Genomic DNA, 20,866 nt, shown 5'->3' with positions numbered 1-20,866 from the left:
ATATATTTATGAGCATTTGAAAAAATTGATCAACATGTAAGCAAATCGAAATTAGAAATTATGTATGAGTATTTTTTATTTTACCTTTGCCCCCTCAATTTGAAAATATTCAAAAATGAAATCTAATTCTTTTCTAGTCATTGCTTTTATTGGAGCACTGTTGATAACAGGATGTACATCAACAAAACAAATCACTCAACAGGATAGTAGCATACAAAAATATCAAGAAGCAAAAACTGCTTATAATAGTGGTGACTATCAGAAAGCACTTATTTCTTTCGAAGAGATTATAGAACTTAAGAAAAGTCAAAATAAGAGGGTTGATAGCACAATATATCAATATGCTGGGGTTGCTGCTTGGGAACTGAAACAGACCGATAAAACTATTCAGTATTTGGAACTGGCAAAGCGTTTTTCGGTGGCAAACGATAAAACCTACTCGATTCTAGCAAAGGCATTCCTTGAAAAAGATAACCTCTCGAAAGAGATCACTAATCTTGATGCCTATATTGCAAAATACCCACAGGGAGAGGAGATCCAATCTGTGCAAAAACAACTTTTTACAGCATATGTTAAAAGTGAAAACTGGGATTCTGCCTATAAAATCTGGCCTTCATTTGATAATAACACTCAGAATGAGGTTAAGTACGTAAACGGTTATTATAAAGTTTGTGAAAAATTAGAATACAAAAATCAGCTGGAGAAAATTGCGCAACAACTTCTAAAGCTCGATAAAAACAATGTTGATGCGCTTGAGTTTTTTGCTGAAAAATATTATTGGCTAGCCGAAAACAGCTACGTAAAAGAGATGAAAGCATATCAGGCTAATAAAACCGATAAGCAATATCAACAACTACTGGCTGCCTATAAAGTTTATTTTGAAAATTACAGGATTTCTAAAGAGTACTTTTTACGCCTTTACCAAATTAATCCTAAATCACGCTACGCCACCTTTTTAGGAAATATTTTTACAAGATACGAGAATAAAGAGAAGGCAGATTATTACTATAATTTAGCAAAGAAAAAATAAAGAATCTCAAAGAATTTTAATTACTACACCTTAATATTAAAACCCAAATCAATTTCTGATGCGGGGTAGCCACCACGAATTCCCCAATTCTCAAGAGCAGGTTCGTGAATAATAATTGTGATATCATTGCTTGGTATTCCTGGATTAGTAATTAATAAATCCACTAATCTTCTAAAAAGAGCCTTCTTTGCTTCGTTTGAACGCCCTTTAAACATTGTTACCTCAATAATTGTATACTGATCGGTTCGACCTGTATGCTCAAAATGGTCAGCGTCTAACTCATAAAGCCTTTGACGACGGTCATTATCAGGAATTTTTATTGTCTCAACCAACGCTTGATGAACTCCATCAAGTATTGCTTTTTTGTACTCTGGACTTCTACCCTTTTCAATCTCAATTCGAACTAATGGCATATGTTAAATTTTAGAATTAACGTTTTAAACTTTATGGTATAATTTCAAATCAACTTCTTCGGAAAATAAAGCCTGCACCTCTCACGGTTTCTATGCTTATTGATTTTTCATCGTGAAGGAATTTCCTTAGGCGACTAATAAACACATCCATACTTCTTCCTAAAAAATAGTCATTCTCTCCCCAAAGTTCAATTAAGATATCCTCTCGCTTAATAAGTTTATTTTGGTGATCGAGAAAATACTTTAGAAGTTTTGCTTCCTTCACGGTTAGAATCAGTTCTTTTTCAAATCCCTTAAGAAGTAACTCATTATTAATAAATGTGTACTGACCAATTTCGTATTTTTCTATCTCTTGTAAACCAGTACGCTTAAGTATATTTTGGATTCTAAGAACTAGTTCATCAACCTCAAAAGGTTTGCAGATGTAATCATCAGCACCCAATTTTAGTCCTTTTATTCTATCCTCCTTTAAACCCTTGGCTGTAAGGAAAATAAATGGGGTATCTGGCGATTTGCTCGAAATCTGCTTTGCCAATTCAAATCCATCCTTTAAAGGCATCATAACATCTAGAATGCAGAGGTCAACATTTGATGTATTAAATAATTGCCATGCCTCCCCCCCATCTCTTGCAAGCACAATTTCGTATCCCTGAAGATCAAGGTATTGAGCTAACACATTTCCAAGATCTGTATCATCCTCGGCTAGTAGTATTTTGGTTTTTACCATCGATTGGAATATTAAGTGTAAATGTACTTCCTTTTTCAATTCTGCTTATCACTTCAACAAATCCGCCGTGTGCGTTTACAATCTGATCCACATAGTACAATCCTAAACCCAAACCCTTAACATTATGGACATCCCCTGTATGCACTCTATAGAATTTTTCGAATATATGCTTTGTTGATTCCTTGTTTACCCCAATTCCATTATCGGTAACAGATATTTGAAGGTACTCATTTGTGGAAACTTTAAAGGTTAAATGGGGTTGATTGTGGTTATACTTTACACCGTTATTTAAAATGTTTATAATAGCAGATGTAATCTGTGTTTCATCGAAAAAAGCCTTAGTACAACTAAAGGAATAAACCTCATCAATAATAACACTCTTATCCTTGCAATCCCATTTAAAAGACTCAATTACACCTTTGAAAAAAGGTTCAAGTTCCACCCATTTTTTATCAAGTTCAAACTGGTTTTTCTCCCATTTTGTAATTTCAAGGAGATGATTAATTTGCCTTGTTAACTGGAGATTCTGACGATTAATAATTCTTGCCGTTTCAAGTACTTTTTCAGAGTTACTATAGATTTGCTCGTTTTCTAAAGTTTTTGATGCAACAGAGATAGTTGATAACGGCGTTTTTAGCTCATGGGTCATGTTGTTTATAAAATCAGTCTTCATCTGGGAAAGCCTTCTTTCTTTTAGGAGATTTTGAAGCGTCAATAGGAATACACCAATAACTATAATTAGCGAAAAACAGGTAATGAATAACGATTTATAGATTTGACCCAACACTTCCTTCTTTTTATGGCTAAAATCCACAAAATACTCAATATCAATACCAAAATTATTGCCTTCAAATAAATAATGGTTTACTTGTATTGAGTTTTGAGGAATCGTGGGACAAGATAAACTATCTAAAGACAAATTTGATTTGCCATTAATCACAGAAAAATGGTTTCTATTATTAAGCAGCCGTAACTCCTTAATATGAAAGTACGACTTAAACGATTCTGTTACTTTATTCTTCTTAAGGTAACCCTTTAATAAACTATCAATATCCTGGTATTTATTAATACTTCCATAGAATTGCTTTAAAACAAAACCTCTAAACGAAAGAGTATCTAATTCTTTTTTTGATTTTATATATATTAAAAGATCATTTGAAATTCTGTCCAGTACATAAAATGATTTAGTTAACCCATTAGAGTTATTCTCAACCATAATCTTGCCCATAGCATCGTTTACTAACTCACGGTAACGATAATCAAACTTCTCTGATTCAAGGTTATATATCCTGGAAATTAGAAATGTCTGAATACAAATAAGTACCAGAATAGAAAAAAGAGAGATTGAAATGAATACTATTTTCTTCTTCATAATACAGCTAAATTATAGGATTTTATGGACACTTTGGTACGTTAACCTGTCGTTAACAAATTATTAACTCAGATGAGCATTAATCAACAATATCTTTGTACTGTAATCATAAAAAAATAAAAATATGAAAAAATTGATATTCGCAACTCTCGCTTTTCTGGCAATAACTTTATTCTCAACGAATGGATTATATGCACAGGAAAATCAGGAAAAGATTAATCAGAAAGAACTTCAAAAGAAACAGCTTATTGAAAAGAAAAAGCAAATAAAGGAGCTGGACAGTATATCCGAAAAAGCACAAACAACATCCGAGGATGAACTTAAACAGCTAATCGAGGAGCAAAAAAGAGTGCAGGCAGAATTCGATGAACAATTTGAACATTCCTCAAGATCATTTTCTAGATCTAATGGCAGATCAGGTGGTTTCAGATATAATCATACACCAAAGAGAATGTTTGTATCAACTTCCATGCAATTCCCTGGAGGATCAGGGAATAATACTACATTCTCAATTAGTAAGAATTTTGATGATGAGCTAACATTCTCAAATGATTTTGAGTACGAAGTACCTGAAAACGTTACAGGATTATACTTTACCTTTAGTAGCGAATTGGAAAATGGTAGTTTAAAGATAACCATTACAAAACCCAATGGTAAAGTTTTTCAGGTTTTCAGCGTTGCTCCAGTTGCAAATGTTGATTGGAATAAACAACTAGAAGTTAAAGATGGGGAATCAAAGGATTATGCTGGCACCTGGAAAATTACAATCTCCACCAAAGAAGCAAAAGGTTACTATGAGTTGAGAATTAATTCGTATTGAGAGTATGAGATAATTATGGTAAAAAAGCACTTGAGGAAATTAAGTGCTTTTTTATTTTATTGATATCCAATTATGTCACTGACCAAACCCCATTTATTACAGCACCACAGTATTTACACTTCCCATTCTCAATTTGGTTCGATAGAACTGCAAAACCCCTGCGTTCAACAATCGTTTTCTTGCATTTGGGGCAAATAGTATCCTCTGTTCCAGCTAAGGATACATTACCAATATAAACATACTTACAACCAGCGGCTACAGCAATCTCCTTTGCTTTAAGCAGAGTGTTAATAGGCGTTAGAGGTAATTGAGTTAGCTTATACATTGGGTGAAACCTGCTAAAATGCAATGGGTACTCAGCAAATCCATTAGCCACAAGCCAATCGCACATCTTTTTAATCATATCAAAATCATCTGTCCACGATGGAACAACCAGATTAGTAATTTCAAGCCAAACTTTATAATCCTTTAATGTTTTAAGGGTATTTAGAATTGGTTGAAGTTTCCCCGCATTAAGCTTTAAATAAATTGCCTCGCTAAAAGATTTTAGGTTGATGTTTGCCGCATCAAGATAAGGTGCTAACGCTTTCAATGGCTCATCGTTTATGTAACCATTTGAGATAAATACATTCTTAACTCCCTTTGCACGAGCCAATTTTGCCGTATCATAAACGTACTCATAGAATGATATTGGTTCGGAGTAAGTATAGGCTATCGATTGGCAATTATTCTTGATACACTCCTCAACAACCCTTTCGGGCATCAAATCAAGGTTTCGGGTTTCCTTTGGACTGGTTTGCGAGATATCCCAATTCTGACAGTTTAGACAGGCAAAGTTGCAACCAGCAGTTGCAATTGAGAATGCATATGAGTTGGGTAGAAAATGGAGTAAAGGTTTTTTCTCAATCGGATCGATATGGGCTGCACATGGGTTGCCATAGGCAATTGAGTATAGCTTATCGTTATGGCTTACCCGATTATGACAAACACTAGTCTCACCGGACTTTAGCGTACACTCGTTCGGACAAATTCCGCACTTTACACCCCGAGGAGTGTTTGAATAAAAGATTGCCTCACGGCTCCATTTCCATAGTTTATCACCTTTGGATGCTTTCACAAAATCGAAAGCACCTGCGCACATAACACCACCTGCACAAAGCATTCCTCTCCTCAGAAACTCCCGTTTGCTTATCTTGTCCATAGTTGGTTACTTGTATTGTAGGGCTAATTTACACTTTTATACAACCACATTCCAGTTGTAAATTTAGAAACTATTTTATTCAGTTAGTATTTCAATACAAACACCTTTGAGTAAAACCAACGGCAATTAACAAAAACAAAAAACTATTAGTATCATTTGCTGAAAAAGAGCTATTTTATTTTGTTCTTACTATATTTATATATTCTTATAAAGAGAATTAAAGGTAGTAATATACAGCCCGTTTTGGGTTTATAAACACTACCATTGGTGTATACATAACAAGTTATAGAACATTTTAAAAATTCGACAATGAATCCATATAAGAACACAGACATAAGAAAACATATTGAATCAATTCCGCAAGATGAAGTTGACAGACAGACACGCTTACAAGAAGAAGAAAATGAACGTGTCCATAAAGAATTTATTGATGGTTTAAAAGTGGGAAAATGTTTTATATGTGGTGATCAAATGGATACTTTTGAACCAGTAAAACCTTGCTTTCATTGGTTCACTTATCCAAATGGAATTAAGAAAAAACACTTTGATAAATATCTTACAAATCCAATTGGCTTTTTTCAACTTGATAGTTATTTTCGTTGGTTAGCAAACACTGAGAAATTAATAGGAAATATAAATGACCTGAAAGATGAAACTTCTTCGACTTCATATCTTGAAAGTACTTATAAGTATAAAAATATTGAATGGGCTTTTTCAATCGGTCAAACAGATAAAGAAGGACATCCTAATGCAAAAGTGGGTTCTGCACCTCATTATCACATTCAAATGAAAGTTGACGACAGAATATTTTTACGATTCAACGATTTTCATATTCCATTTTCAGACGGAGATATGTTCACACTAGAAATGTTTGAACAAGCGGGTGATTTGGTAAAATGGGGACACTCATTCGGTCATGGAGTTGGTATTTTAGAAGACGAAGAAAATATTGATATAATTGATGATGCAATGATAATTACTGATGATATTGAGAATGCACCATTTAATAGACAAACTTTAATTATTGCACCAGAAGGTAAAACAATTTCAGGTAAAATAATACAGCAAGCAATAGAAGAAAGTAAACAAACAAAAAAACCAATAGGCAAAATTTTAGAAAGATTACTTTCTGATTCAAAAATTACAACAATTATAACCCCTGGTGATGGTATTCCAAAAATGACAAAAAGAAGTGGAAAGAAATAAAAAATGCACTATAACGTGGCAAAATTCATTGGGGAAGAAGCGTAGAAACCAAAGTTTTTCGTACATTAGTTTTGTTTAACCACAGATAAGTTTACATCATCCTCTGCGATTCAGACAGGAAGATTAATACTAATTAAATTTGAAAATCAACTGACATGAAAAAAATACTGATTCTTTGCATTTTGGTAATATCTATCCTCAATGCAAACGGACAAGAATCGTTAGCAAGGATGAAAATGGACTATGTCTCAACAGAAGAAAATGCTGGAATCCAATTTCATAAAGGAGAGTTTATTGTAATTTTCAAACCATATAACGAAAAAAATACTTGGGCTGTTTGGAATAAAGATGGTGGTTGTGGTTATCTGGACACCTTGGCTTTTCAAATTATTCCCGGCAAACCAATCTTTAAATTAAAATCAAATCCGCATCTTTTAAAAAAAACAAGTTGTAATCATCACACAAGAATACTTTCTAGGCAGTTTAAAATTAACTACTGCAGGGCTATTAAACGAGTAATTCGAAAGCGATCTGATGCTTTAACTAAATTCTTTGACTTAATTCCCGAGGTAGATGCCGCACTTGCGACAATTCATGCAAGAGATACTTGGACAATCATTAATCTATATACCGACGACGAATTGAATATCTGGCTAAAAACATTAGATACCAATAGATTGAAACAATTTATGGGATATTTAAAGGATGGATCTGTTGCTTATCCAATAACTCGATATGCTGAATATTTAAGTTTGTACTATCCAAAATCGTGGACAATATTAAAGGACTTCAAATGAGGAACTAACAGATGCTATCGTATTAGAAATCAAAGTTTTTTTCACATTTATTCCGTTACCATGGAACAAATGTTCAGTTCTTTTCTTCCCTGCAAATCGAGACACATTAAAGTTAGCCTTCGTGCAATTTATTATTCGGAATACTTGCAGTATATACTATTATGATATACCTTTGCGATATAAAATATACATATCATGAAAACTGTATCTCTTAAAATAGATGAATCCATTTTCGGTGAGACTGAAAAGATTCTAGCCGTGATGAAAAAACCAAGAAATCGTTATATCAACGAAGCAATAGAATATTACAACAAACTTCAAAAGAGAATGATTCTTGAGAAAAAACTCAGGAAAGAATCAGAACTCGTAAAATCGGACTCCCTTTCAGTGCTTAAAGAATTTGAGGAACTAGGCTATGCAGACTAAACAATTTGAAATCTGGGTTGCTGATTTGAACCCTCAAATTGGAACCGAGCCAGGAAAAACGAGACCTGTACTTGTTGTACAGACAAACCTGTTGAATAACATACCCCATCCGTCAACAATAATTTGCCCGATTACGACAAATGTAAAGAAAGAGTCTGAAATACTGAGAGTGCATATCAAAAAGGGTGTTGCAAATATGCATGAAAACTGTGATATAATGATTGACCAGCTAAGAGCGATTGACAATAGTAGATTAATGAAAAAGGTTGGTGACCTACCAGCAAATTTGGCTGAAATGGTCAGAGAAAACATCAAGTTGATTCTCGAAATAGAATAATGCACGAAATCATAACACTAACTTATAAACAAAAAAGTATCTTATCTTCTATATTTAAATAATACTTTTCCCTCCAAGCAAAGTTAGCCCTATCCCAATAAAATTAAACCCTGCAATAATAAAACAGCATCCTGTTAAACCTAATAATGGTAATAGAATCACTGTTGTTGCGGCAACACCTAAGGCTGAGCCAATCAAATCGGCGGAGTATAGTGTTGATGCTGCTTTTACAGTACCTTCTGGCAGAAGCAATGTACCTGTAACATATTGAAAACCGACAATTGCCGAAGGAATAAACGTCATAATAAAGAATACAATCAAAACAGGGATATTGTAAGCTATATCACGCTGAAAGTACCATAGCAATGGAAATATCAGCGCATAGATACCCAAAGCCGCTTGAGATGCAATAAAATGTTTTCTGACTATTCTAATTTTGTATCCAAGCAATGAACCTACTGCTAAACCACCCATAAACACCGCAATTATCAACCCAATTGCCGAATAAACATACCCGTAGATAATCTGAAATGAAAAGATCAGCAAAATCTCAATCGATGAGGTTGAGAACCCTGCTATATACATTCCCTTTGGTATTGAGCGCATTAAGAGCAACGGAAGAATCAAGAGAATAATTGGAATTGTGAACAAAACACAATTGCTGCCCCTAAATTGCGAGATGAACTGCAATGTTTCGTAGAAAACAGGAATAGGCTTACTATCAGTATTGATAAGGTTTATCCCCTCAATGCTATTCTTAATCTGCTCTCCCCTCTGTTGAATTGAGAAATCATCGAGGTAGTATGGATTTACATATTTATTCTCAACCCCTTTATTTGCATAACTTTGGGAGATATTAACTGAAATAGATGAATCGGAGGCAAGAAGGTAATCCTTTTCACCGGGAATAATCTCAACATTTTTAAAATTCTTCCTCAACGTTTGGTATATCGATGCCTCTATACTTGCCTTTATTGGGCTAATATAGTTTCCCGCTGGTGCAAGACCAAAAATAATAATGGCATTTTGAGCGAGTTTGCCTTTTAGTATCTTTAAAAACTCATCGGTGTAAAACCGATTGATTTGTAGGCTCGAAGGGCTGGGTATTGCGAATATTGCAACATCAAACTTTTTATCAACCTGCTGAATATACCTACGCCCATCAATAGGGGTGTAATGAAGTTTACTATTTAGTGGTAATGGCCTGTATTTATTTGCTATATCCACTAGACTGGGATTTATCTCAACATAATCAACGCTAGTAACCGAAGGGTATTTGAGAATCTCATCAACCATCCCAGAGATACCGCCCGATACAATTAAAATTTTCTCGGGTTTACTTCTCTGGAGCATTGCAAAGTGGACATTCTCCTCGTTAAGTATAATATTATCGGTTGTGAATAGCAGCGAGCCATTGCCAAAAAAATTGTACTGCCCAGCACTTTCTGTAATGGTTATATTTCCATAAAAAGTCTCCTTGCTTTCCAGTACCTTTTGGTTTGTATACAGGAACGATTTAATGCTATTATCTATAGGATATATGAAAAAGAGTATCAATAATATCAACATTAAAAAACCTGTGATTAGGTAGATTTTATCTCGTACTGCATAAAATAGAAATATCAGAGATATTAACGATAATAGAAATAGCGATTGCAATACTGTTAGCCACTGAATGAACAAAAAGGAAACTACCAAACCCCCAATTAAACTCCCGATAGACTCAAAGGCGTAGACTTTAATGAAACCATTCTCGCTTTTGCGATACAATTCAACTAATAATGAATAAATAATACCCGTTAGCAAACAAATTGGGGATAAAGCCACAAATAGTAGAATTAGAAAGTGGGTGGGACTTACCATCATCCCAATGGGGAAAAGTTGATTCTTAATTATATTTATTAAGAAAACAATAATTATTGGTAAAAGACTTAGTAAGAAAAGCGATGATTTTAAAAGTTTTTCTGCGTTTTGGTGAATTCGTTTTTGCCTACCCATAAATGCTCCAATACCCGTTAGTAACATCCATGTGCCAAGCATCCAACCCATCATCAGTTCATTACCCTCGAAAACTGTTGTAATCTCCCGAATCATCAGGATCTGAACAACCATTGAAATAAAGCCCGAAAGAAAAATTAATGGTTTCAACTTTTGATAACTTAACTGCCTTTCAGTATTTGGAGTTTGGTCACTATTATTTGATGGTTTAAATATTCTCAGATAGTAACTAAGATGCCAAAGTATATGGAATATTGCGACAAAACTTAACCCGATACCAAAATCGACATGCCACTTAAGGGCTGTTTTTACAAAAGACCATTCAAGTTTATAGTTGATTTGAATGGCAAGTAGCAATCCAAGAATTGCTGTGGTTAAAAAAACAAATAACAGAATCTCATTCCAAATTTTCCGATGTACCGATTGTTGAATCACCCTCAACCTAACCAATAAATAGGTAATTAGGTAAAGAAATAAGGAAATAATTGCAACAGGTAGCAGTAAATATGGAGCATTCATTACTTCAGCTTATCCTTAAACTCCTTCTCCTCAAATACAATTGCTTCATAAGTGTAGATATCAGCATCCTTCCAACCATTCCAACCAATAGAGGCTTTATCCTGCGCACAATGCCCAAGAAACTCCTCTAGATTCCATCCTGTGCCTGTGGCAACCTGTGGCAGGAAAGTCCCTGAGCGTCCACCCTTCTTGATGTAAATACCATGCTTTCCTAGTACTATCTCATCAACAGATTTGATTTTCTTTAGAGGGGTTAGTACAGATATCTCTATTTCAAGGCTAGATACTTCACTAGATATTACGGGTGAAAATCGATAATCCTCAGTTGCAGATGCTATTGCCATAGATTGTACAACCTTATAAAGCGATTTTTCGGGGTTAAAATTACCAATACAACCCCTTAACTGTCCCTTCTCCTTAAGGGTTACAAAAGCACCAGCTGGGACTAACAAATTTGCTGGAAGTTTCTTTTCATCTATTATGGAGGCGTTTTTACTCAACAAATACTCTGAAATAGTTTTTCGAGCAATTTTAAGCAGTTCTACCTTCTCTTCCTCATTAAGGTTAAATTGTGATTTATCCACTTTCTTGTCGGTTTTAATTGCACAAATAGCATTATAGCCTACAACTCTACTCTTATCGCCATATTCTGGCGAATCGCCTGAGTTTTTATACAGTATCTTTTTGTAGGTGATATCATTACGACTCTCGGTAATATCAAGCAATGTTAAAACTGAAGTCCATCCGCACATAGCTGTAACCAGATTCGGTGTGCCTTTACTCTCATCAATCAACTTAGATTTCATAAATGTTTGCGATGAGTTGGATAGTATGGCATCGGCCATTGTATTGTCAGATTTTATTGCATCAGCACTTGAAGGGTAGTGCGAAAAATCGGTACTAATCACAAAAAGGTTATCCTCATTAAAATATGGAGCAAGAGCATCAGCCAGATTACTGCAATTAGATTGGGATTCGCCCCCAATAATAATTGGAACAATTGAAAATGGGTTCTTTAGCCAGTATTGTAAGAATGGTAGCTGCACTTCCAAGCTATGCTCCTTTGCATGTGGTTCAACATCATTTGAAATAAAACTATACTTACTATGCAACGATCCAACCAGCGTATCAATGGTTACCTTACCTAGAGGAGTAATAAAATCACCCTGTGAATAAACCGATGCCCCATCGAAATACATGGTATGACTAGAACCAATGATAAAAACATGCTTAAACTTTCTATTTCTGTCGATCTGCTTAAACGCAGCAGCAGCAACTCCTCCAGAAAAAACATATCCAGCATGAGGAACAATTACGGCAAGGGGTTGCTGGGAAAGAACCTGTGGGGTTTCATTAAAGAACCCTTCGAGCATTTTAATTAATTCCTTCCTATCGGAAGGATAAAATGAGCCCGCAACGGCTGGTTGTCGATCGATTTTCATTTGAGTATTATCTTTAACCTGACTTCTGCATGAAATGATTGGAAATACCAATCCTAATAATACAAAAAACCTTAAGATTTTCTTATACATGGCTTTGTATTTTTGGGGAATTCCTTAAATCTATTAACAATCAAATTTATTTAAAAAATGATTAGAAGTCAAACTAATAATGCGAAGTTACGTAAAATGATTTTACAAGAGAATTATTTATATAATAACAGAAAAAAAGCATACATCTTTTTGAGAAATATTAATAAACTATTTATTTTCTAAAATTATCTCGATATGAAAGCAAAAATAAAATTTACTTTAGTAGTAATTCTTATAATAGTTTACTTTACTCAGTGTAGTAAGGACGACAATAATAAACTACAAGATTTTATAGTAAAACTTGACGGTTCAATTGTTCCTGGGCCATACATTGCAGATTATGATGTTGCAAAGGAGAGTGTTTTACGATCGATTCCAAAAGCATATATTGATTCTGCAAGGAATCATTTACACATTGCCTATCAACATACCTCGCATGGAACCCATATTACCTATGGTTTATTCGGTTTAAAGGATTATAAAGCGGGTGATAATACCCTATTTGGCATTACCAATAATAACCCAACCACCGATAAACTTGATTTCCATGACTATGCGATAGGAAATTATGCCGCAGCGGGTGTAGATGCTTCTGATTTGAGTCGTAATGAGACCGCTTTTATTCAGGCAACCAGAAATTTCCTTGATGATGCAAATAATACTCAGGTTAATGTGATTGTCTGGTCTTGGTGTAGTATTAATGGACATGCGGTTGCAACGAACTACCTACCTGGTATGCAACAACTAATTAGTGAATATGGTAAAAACGGTTCAAAGATAGGAACAGGTTCTGGTCAAAGAGTTCAACCTGTTTATTTTGTCTTTCTTACTGGGCATGCCGAAACAAATAATGTTGGTGATGGGAAACCTAAAAATCAGGCAGACCTGATTATCAATTTCTGCAATCAGAATCATCAGCTATGTCTTGATTATTATAGTATAGATACCCATGATATGAACGATACATATTATTCCGATACTGATGATAATGGCATATCTACTACATACGGGGGTAACTTTTACAAAAGTTGGCAAGACTCACATACCCAGGGACAACACTGGTATGAAAATAAAACCACAGATGGAAATGTAACATTTGGTGAACATAATACTCAACACATTACCGCAAACAGAAAAGCCTATGCAATGTGGTGGATATTAACTAGAATTGTTGGATGGGATGGAACTACAAAGTAGTTTTATAAATATAACCTTCTATTACAGCGAATTCTAATGAGGGATATTCGGAAGTAAGAACATTTTTTGCAGTTAGAATGGAAAGTCCATTATTTCCGAATATCCCTAAGTTAAAGGGGAATGGATTCAGCGCTCAGGGGTGTGTAAAGGGTTGATTATTCAATTCTTTAAATTAGGGGTAATTAGCTGAAATGTATTTTCTTATTCCTCAAATAAAACATAGTAATTCCCCCTATAATTAAAACTATCCCTAATGTAAATATTACCCATGGGAAGAACGTTGGAATATACCCTAACGCTTTTTCCATCAACTTCGTTGTATTTGTTAGTGAAAAGATATCAGCAAAACTGAAATACTGAAGCATATATCTAACGTAATCGAAAACAAAACCAACTATAAGAACTACTGAACCAGAAATTAACAGAATCCATTCAATCAGGTTGATTCTTGTTTTAATATCTCGATTAGTAAACTTTGAAATTAGAAAAGCAAAAACAATCATAACCAACGAAACAATTATTGGGGCAATTACAGGCCCAACCCAAGTTGTTGGTATTAGGAATAGAATATCCCAAGTAAAAAGGCTTTCGGGCCAATTGAGCGTGATTTTTAGAAATATGTAGTAGAAAATATCCCAAATAGCAAAGCTGTAAAGGAACAATCCAAACTTTTCGGTTTTACTCCTTCCCGCAATAAAACCAGCACCCAAAAGCATTATCAAAGTGGCTAACTCTCTAAAAATCTCAACAATTGCAATATCCTTATCCATCATCTTCATGGGAAAATTAAAACCTTCAGGATAGTATAGCTTACGTAGATATACCACAACAGATGTTTCCAGAAAAGCCATAGCGATGCTGAATAGCGTAAGCCAGAGGAAGATTTTGCGAATTTCGGTAGATTTCATCATATCAATCTGAATTTGACTGCAAAATACTAAAAAATAATGCCTAGCAGAGGAAAGTACATATGCTCTCATTCACTGTAACCAACTTAGGCGAATTCAATGAAGTTAAATTCGTTTAAACAGGAGATAAAAATGTCCAAAAGGCATATTCCTCAAGGGCTGCATTTGTGAATAAATTGAAGCAATCTACTCTAATTCAGCAGATTGCTTCAGTTATTCCTCCTTCATAATGGCATAGTCTTTTGGTGTACTTTCACATTTTTTACAAAGCACTAAAGAGCAGTTGCCGGATGTTATTATTTCTCAACTTAATATTTTTTCTTATCTTCTAATGCTTGTTCATCTATAGCATTAGATTGACATTTAGGAATATTATCTATTTTAAGCGTAGAACCTAGATCTACTCCAAAAATATTAGTAATTGTGGTTGTACCAAGGGCATGTATTTCTACATTCGAACTATTCTGTATCGATACATTGCTAATATTAGCATCATTAGCATTATAGATACTACTCGTTGTTATTGATAAATTTTGCAAGGAGATATTATCCAATAGAACAGAATTAATATATAATGTACTCCCAAAAGAACCATCATTTCCATTAGGAATTGGCGCAACATGGCTTATCATATCGCCATTATCATCATATTGAGCATAGAGGTTAAACTGAAAGCCCAAACTATCAGCAAATGCTGCAGCATAATTAAATGCTTCTTTCATAGATACAAGACCATTATTGTCTAGATCAGATACTGAGGGGTTTTTTAAAGCCTCTGTTAATGGTGGCATGAAAGCACCCATAATCCCCATATATTCTTCTCGTTCGGCTGTGATTATTACTCTGCCAGGCGCACTTAAATCATCAACAAATCCTCCGCTCATACATGCAGAAATTATTATTATTTTCTTACTTGATGGAATATTGCTAAGTAAGGCTTTTAATTCATCATCATATATAATACCGCCGTATATGCATAATGTTTCATCAATGCTGATCCAATCATTTTGATCACCATCTTCATTAGCATCAATACCATCAAATAAACCATCGTTATTCGAATCCGTTCCGTCAACAACAAGTTGGCTTTCGGTACAATTGACTATAGTACAAACAGGATTTATATCAATGTCAAGGCGATTATCAAAATTTCTATCAAAAATAATGTACGACCATGGGTTTGCTCCAGGAACCTTCGTAGGAATAGTATTGTAATTATCCTCAACTATATCAGGTAGTCCCCAGTCATCGTATATACCATTACCATCCAGATCCATGGTTTCCCCAGAATCAATCCACCCATCTCTATTATAATCGCCTAATGTGTAATCAATTATATGTTCAATATAAATATCATTATCAACAACATGAGTTCCATTGTCCAAATAAATATTGTAATTGCTTACAAATTTCTCTCGAAAACATCGATACTTATACGTTTGAGTAGAAGCCTGATAACTCCAACGTATAAATTCTTTCCATATATCCATTCCAAATTTTGTAATTCCATTATAAAATGAACGTAACTTGAAATTACTTTCCACATAATCCTGCTCATCTCCAGATTCAACCGTTGCGCGGGTACTCAAAGTTCCATATTCTCTAATATTAGGACCACAATAACCTCCACCATGATCAGTATACCAAACAAATAGCACATCATCGCTATCCATTGTGCTAGCTAAATTATTGAATACGGTCTGTAGGTTTGTGTAAGTAGCGGCATAATCAATTATACCATTCGGGTTATTTCCAGAGGGATTTGTACCATTATGATTTAATAAAATAATATCATTATCTGAAAAGCAATACACATTTTTCAAAGTTGTATACATATCAATCGTTTCATCCCAAAATTGCTGCTCATAACCTCCGTTAATTAATACAGCACGACCATTGTTAATGCCATCGGCTGCTCTACCCGTTGGTAGTGTTACTGAGCCTAATTGTTGCTTAACATTTTTTTGTTCTCTCCCTCCTGGTTTAACCTGAACCTGAACGATATCAAAATTGGTTTCGTTATTGGAATTAGTAACAATTAGTTTAACCTCATAATTACCTTCGGATTTATAAAAATAATTAGCATTTTTACTTTTTGAGGAGTAATCAATTTTACCATCACCATTAAAATCCCATTCATATTTTATAATTGTTGCTCCATCTATTGAAAAAGCATTTCCAACAAAACTGGTATTAGAGTTAACATATGTTACAATAATATCACCCGCATCAACTACAATTGGTTTATATGATAATTTTGTTTGCGAAGCTAAATTTGAATTAATAATGGTTAATGCAAAAAGGGTAACTAAGCATGATAAATATTTAAATTGTCCCATAGCATTTTCCTCCCCTTAATTAGTCAAAATCATTCTCTTTGTATCCACCTCTTTACCATCAACAATTAAGGTGTAAAAATACATCCCCGCTGGTAATTCTGCATCATTGATAGTAATTGCTGATTTACCTTTTGAAATGATATTGTATGTCTTTTTTTGTAATCCCTGCATATCATAAATATAAATTGCGGCCTTTTGGCTATTTTGAGGAATATAAGTATTAATGGTTGTTGAGACTGAAAAAGGGTTTGGAGCATTTTGTTCTATGTATGGTTGGTTATATTGTTCAATGGTCTTTTCAGTATTTTTTAATTCTTTATTCTCAAGAACTGATAACCTTTTTTCGTATTTTTCAATAGTGACCTGCTGTTCTTTGATTGCCTCTATCAATAAAGGAATAAATCCATCATAATTTATTGAATAGGTACCATCAGATGGATCTTGCTTAGCTAATTCAGGATAAGTTTCCATTACATCTTGAGCAAGTAGACCTATTTGCTCCCCTTGGGGTAAAACATACGATGCGCTTGGTATTGACATGGCACTTTTTTTTCCGTCATTATCAAATCTGTACACGGTATCCGTTACATTGTTATTATAACTTAAACCTTTTAGTTCTTTTGCACTTTTAAACTCATACCTTTGACCATTAAGCTTTTGAATTTTTTCTAATGCACCTGTAATTGGTTTGAAATTTTTCTTAAACCTTTTATCCGAAGTTATCCACGATCCTGTAGAGTAACTATTTCCATAAGCCCTAATTGCATAGCCACTTTCACTACCTGCTACCTTTAACGTGTTAACAGCATCGGGATACAAACCAACTCCCACACCATAATTACTACCAATACCTGTTAAAAAGTATGCTCCACCTTCTACTGACATGCCCAAGTTTGAGTAATAATTACCCCCTATAGTAAAAGATCCTCTAATATTTGTCCAACCTACAACTCTAAGTTTACATGGATAAGAATATGGAGCACCAATATTAACATCTCCAGCGGTGTTCATGTAAATTTGCGCATTTACCACTTTTGTTGATAGTAATGTAACTAAAGTAATAGCAATTAATAATGTTTTTTTTGTTTTCATAATTTTTTAATTTTAATATATTTAATAGCAAAGACTTACCCTGCTTTGCTTCAAGGTTATATGCAGATAAATTTCTGATTGAACGAATTTGCAGGCTTTATTATGAATTACTCATATTAACGTATTTTGAATTATATTATCGCTCGGATTGCAACTATGCTATAGAGTTCAATGAAGTCAAATATTGGAAAACAAGAGGTTAGATTTTTGCTTATATCTTTCATTATCCCATTGATTCAAATGAAATAAATTGATTAAAATATAGGTTAACACATTGTTTATTACATTGAACTAACGTTAGTTAGTAATTAGTTTTAAATTTTTTAGCAATTATGACGTTAAGATAACTAAAAATACTAAGCAACAGGCATTCCCTAACTTTAGAATTATTAACAAATTGGCATATAGAACTAACCTTTATAAAAAAACTTAATCACCCTATACTCCATTTTCATCCTTTTATTATTATCTAAAAACCTGATAAATTGCAATATGCAAACGTTTTCATATTGACTTATATCATTTTATGCAGATGTTTTTTTAGTACATTTGCAGTCTAAATTCTTAAGAAAAATATAAACTAAAAATATAATCGATATGAAAGTTCAGGAGATGATCCAAAAGCATAAGCAGCTAAATTCCTGGAAATACGAGTGGAAAGCTCTTCACAGAGGTTATACCGACAAAACCCTTTATATTAATGTCGGAACTAACGAGGTGAAAGAGAAAATAGTTCCACCCCAGATGAAAGAAAAATTTATTGGTGGTAAAGGTTATGACCTACGCCTACTCTGGGATGCTACAAAACCAAACACAAAATGGACCGATCCCGAGAATGAGATAGTAATTTCATCAGGACCAATTGGCGGTATTACCCAATACTCTGGAACAGGAAAATCAATTGTGTGTGCAATTTCCCCACAAACAGACATTATAATCGATAGCAACGTTGGCGGTTTCTTTGGGCCATTCCTTAAGTTTTCTGGGTTCGATGCAATTGAACTTCAGGGCAAAGCAAAAAATGATGTTATTATTTATATTGATGGCATTGATCATAAAGTAGAAATTTTCGAAGCACCCGAAGAACCAATTGATAGCCACGTTTTAGGCGAAGTGCTTAGCGAGATGTTTGCTAAGGATGAGTCCGAGAAAAAGAACATTGGCATTGTATCTGCCGGCACAGCCGCTGATCACAGCTTAATGGGTATGCTGAACTTCACATTCTACGATAATAAACGTAAATGCGTACGTCTAAAACAAGCTGGTCGTGGTGGTATTGGTACAGTTTTCCGCGACAAGAAAATTAAAGCTATTGTTTGCAAGATTCCTGGAGTTAAAGGAAACTTAAACGACGTTGCAAACCTTGAAGCCATTGCTGAACGTGGACGTACATTCAATAAGGAGATTCGCGATTTAGACGATAAGCAGTGCCAAATGCGTTCAAAGGGAACTGCCCACCTTGTTGAGATTATGAACGATTACGATTTACTACCAACCCACAATTTCCAGTACGGTGCGCATAAAGACTCAGGTAAGATACATTCCGAGGTTTGGAAAAGCTATTTCACCCAAGGAGTTCCTGATGGTTGCTGGATTGGTTGCAATATGGCTTGCGCAAAAGGGGTAGATAAATTTAAGCTAAAAACTGGCCCATATAAAGGCGAAGAGGTTATTGTTGATGGCCCTGAGTATGAAACAGCTGCTGGATTAGGTTCTAACTGCGGTATCTTCGATCCAGAGTATGTTATTGAAGCAAACTTCTACTGCGATACCTATGGTATTTGCACAATCTCCTGGGGTACAACACTTGCATTTGTTATGGAGTGCTACCAACGTGGAATTCTTAACAAAGAGCGCACAGGCGGTCTCGATTTAAGTTTTGGCAGCAAGGATGATGCAATGGAACTTCTTCATCAGCTTGGTCGTGGCGAAGGATTTGGAAAGATAGTTGGAATGGGAATTCGTAAGCTAAAAGAGTATTTTGCAAAGAACTTTGGTGGTGATCCAAAATTGATGCAGGATATTGGAATGGAGAATAAAGGTCTTGAGTATAGCCAGTACGTTTCAAAAGAATCACTTGCACAGCAAGGTGGTTACGCAATGACCAACAAGGGTCCTCAGCACGATGAGGCTTGGCTAATCTTCATGGATATGGTTAACAATCATATTCCAACCTTCGAGAAAAAAGCTGAAGCATTACACTACTTCCCAATGTTCCGTACATGGTTTGGTTTACAGGGTCTCTGCAAACTTCCATGGAACGATGTTGAGCCAGAAGATAATGCTACAACATCAGAACCTGCAAAAGTTCCTCAACACGTTGATAATTATGTTACCATTTACAATGCAGTAACTGGTAGCAATATCAAAAAAGAGGATATTATTCGCCAAAGCGAAAGGGTTTATAACTTTCAACGCATATTCAATATCCGCCGTGGTTATGGTTTACGTAAACACGATGCACAGCCATACCGTGCTGCAGGCCCTGTTACCAAGGAGGAATACGAAAGCCGTGCAGAACGATACGACAAGCAACTTAAAGAACTTGTTGGCGTTGACCCAACCAAGATGAGCCTTGAGGAAAAAATGGTTGCAATGCGTAAATACCGAGAAGATCGTTACGAACAACTACTCGATGCTGTTTACAAACGTCGTGGATGGACAAGCAACGGTGTTCCTACAGTTGAGCATCTAAAGAATATAGGAATGGATCTTCCTGAGCTTATTGAAGTAGTAAAACCTTTACAATAGAATAAAAGCCCAACAACTAAAAAACCGTCTCAAAAAATTGGGGCGGTTTTTTTATTCGTTCCTTATTTGATAAGAGTTGCGAACTTTTTAAAAAGTTAGGAACTCTGTTAAAAGTAAATTTTAAGATGCTGGAAAAAATCTTTGTGTAACTTTGTGTAATACTTTGAGAACCTTTGTGTAATAGCTATTCCACAAAAAACA

The 20,866-nt window shown here is 34.7% G+C and carries 17 protein-coding genes; 8 read left to right on the top strand and 9 right to left on the bottom strand.

The window, feature by feature from the left end; all coding sequences use genetic code 11:
• Window positions 1-115 precede the first annotated feature (115 nt).
• Window positions 116-1,030 carry a hypothetical protein gene (locus HOO91_15125; protein ID NOU18885.1) on the top strand — a complete coding sequence of 305 codons (915 nt, stop codon included), beginning with the start codon at window positions 116-118 and terminating at the stop codon, window positions 1,028-1,030.
• Window positions 1,031-1,053: 23 nt separating this feature from the next.
• On the opposite strand, the gene HOO91_15120 is transcribed toward HOO91_15125, so the two are convergent.
• The 3 genes from HOO91_15120 to HOO91_15110 are packed head-to-tail and all read right to left on the bottom strand — an operon-like array spanning window position 1,054 to window position 3,542.
• Window positions 1,054-1,443: a tautomerase family protein gene (locus HOO91_15120; protein NOU18884.1), complete on the bottom strand. Its 390-nt coding sequence runs from the start codon at window positions 1,441-1,443 to the stop codon at window positions 1,054-1,056.
• A 49-nt stretch (window positions 1,444-1,492) separates the two neighbouring features.
• Complete coding sequence (locus HOO91_15115; protein ID NOU18883.1) at window positions 1,493-2,170, bottom strand: response regulator transcription factor; 678 nt, start codon at window positions 2,168-2,170, stop codon at window positions 1,493-1,495.
• Entirely contained in the window at window positions 2,136-3,542 is a 1,407-nt protein-coding gene (locus HOO91_15110; GenBank protein NOU18882.1) for a HAMP domain-containing histidine kinase, read from the bottom strand. Before HOO91_15110 ends, HOO91_15115 begins: the two co-directional genes overlap by 35 nt.
• A 124-nt stretch (window positions 3,543-3,666) precedes the next feature.
• Between HOO91_15110 and HOO91_15105 the strand changes: the two genes are divergently transcribed.
• Window positions 3,667-4,362, top strand: coding sequence for a hypothetical protein (locus HOO91_15105; GenBank protein ID NOU18881.1), 696 nt, complete (start codon window positions 3,667-3,669; stop codon window positions 4,360-4,362).
• 70 nt (window positions 4,363-4,432) lie between these two features.
• On the opposite strand, the gene amrS is transcribed toward HOO91_15105, so the two are convergent.
• Window positions 4,433-5,503 carry an AmmeMemoRadiSam system radical SAM enzyme gene (amrS, locus tag HOO91_15100; protein ID NOU18880.1) on the bottom strand — a complete coding sequence of 357 codons (1,071 nt, stop codon included), beginning with the start codon at window positions 5,501-5,503 and terminating at the stop codon, window positions 4,433-4,435.
• 369 nt (window positions 5,504-5,872) lie between these two features.
• Between amrS and HOO91_15095 the strand changes: the two genes are divergently transcribed.
• The 4 genes from HOO91_15095 (at window position 5,873) to HOO91_15080 (ending at window position 8,329) form a co-directional block, all read left to right on the top strand.
• Complete coding sequence (locus tag HOO91_15095) at window positions 5,873-6,769, top strand: hypothetical protein (GenBank protein NOU18879.1); 897 nt, start codon at window positions 5,873-5,875, stop codon at window positions 6,767-6,769.
• A 155-nt stretch (window positions 6,770-6,924) separates the two neighbouring features.
• Window positions 6,925-7,566: a hypothetical protein gene (locus HOO91_15090; protein NOU18878.1), complete on the top strand. Its 642-nt coding sequence runs from the start codon at window positions 6,925-6,927 to the stop codon at window positions 7,564-7,566.
• A 195-nt stretch (window positions 7,567-7,761) separates the two neighbouring features.
• Window positions 7,762-7,992 (top strand): hypothetical protein, encoded by a 231-nt coding sequence (locus HOO91_15085; protein ID NOU18877.1) that lies wholly within the window; start codon window positions 7,762-7,764, stop codon window positions 7,990-7,992.
• Window positions 7,982-8,329 (top strand): type II toxin-antitoxin system PemK/MazF family toxin, encoded by a 348-nt coding sequence (locus HOO91_15080; GenBank protein NOU18876.1) that lies wholly within the window; start codon window positions 7,982-7,984, stop codon window positions 8,327-8,329. Before HOO91_15085 ends, HOO91_15080 begins: the two co-directional genes overlap by 11 nt.
• 54 nt (window positions 8,330-8,383) lie before the next feature.
• Here HOO91_15080 and HOO91_15075 read toward each other — a convergent pair whose 3' ends face one another.
• A complete protein-coding gene (locus HOO91_15075; protein ID NOU18875.1) occupies window positions 8,384-10,846 on the bottom strand; it encodes a hypothetical protein in 2,463 nt (820 codons plus the stop codon).
• The gene (gene amrB / locus HOO91_15070) at window positions 10,846-12,288 is read right to left on the bottom strand and encodes an AmmeMemoRadiSam system protein B (protein ID NOU18874.1); all 1,443 of its coding nucleotides are present in this window, start codon (window positions 12,286-12,288) and stop codon (window positions 10,846-10,848) included. The genes HOO91_15075 and amrB overlap by 1 nt, the downstream gene beginning before the upstream one ends.
• Before the next feature lie 285 nt (window positions 12,289-12,573).
• Between amrB and HOO91_15065 the strand changes: the two genes are divergently transcribed.
• On the top strand, window positions 12,574-13,575 hold the full coding sequence (locus HOO91_15065; GenBank protein ID NOU18873.1) for a hypothetical protein: 1,002 nt from the start codon (window positions 12,574-12,576) through the stop codon (window positions 13,573-13,575).
• Between the two features lie 182 nt (window positions 13,576-13,757).
• On the opposite strand, the gene HOO91_15060 is transcribed toward HOO91_15065, so the two are convergent.
• From HOO91_15060 to HOO91_15050, 3 genes are all read right to left on the bottom strand, one after another.
• Complete coding sequence (locus HOO91_15060; GenBank protein NOU18872.1) at window positions 13,758-14,486, bottom strand: hypothetical protein; 729 nt, start codon at window positions 14,484-14,486, stop codon at window positions 13,758-13,760.
• 305 nt (window positions 14,487-14,791) lie between these two features.
• Complete coding sequence (locus tag HOO91_15055; protein NOU18871.1) at window positions 14,792-16,822, bottom strand: PKD domain-containing protein; 2,031 nt, start codon at window positions 16,820-16,822, stop codon at window positions 14,792-14,794.
• Window positions 16,823-16,837: 15 nt separating this feature from the next.
• Entirely contained in the window at window positions 16,838-17,914 is a 1,077-nt protein-coding gene (locus HOO91_15050) for a T9SS type A sorting domain-containing protein (GenBank protein NOU18870.1), read from the bottom strand.
• A gap of 597 nt (window positions 17,915-18,511) precedes the next feature.
• Between HOO91_15050 and HOO91_15045 the strand changes: the two genes are divergently transcribed.
• Complete coding sequence (locus tag HOO91_15045; protein NOU18869.1) at window positions 18,512-20,665, top strand: aldehyde:ferredoxin oxidoreductase; 2,154 nt, start codon at window positions 18,512-18,514, stop codon at window positions 20,663-20,665.
• The last annotated feature ends 201 nt before the right edge of the window (window positions 20,666-20,866 follow it).

Source organism: Bacteroidales bacterium (genome assembly GCA_013141385.1).
Taxonomy (GTDB): Bacteria; Bacteroidota; Bacteroidia; order Bacteroidales; family Tenuifilaceae; genus UBA8529.
The sequence above is the reverse complement of the archived record's forward strand: the minus strand, read 5'-3'. Positions and strand labels throughout refer to the sequence as shown.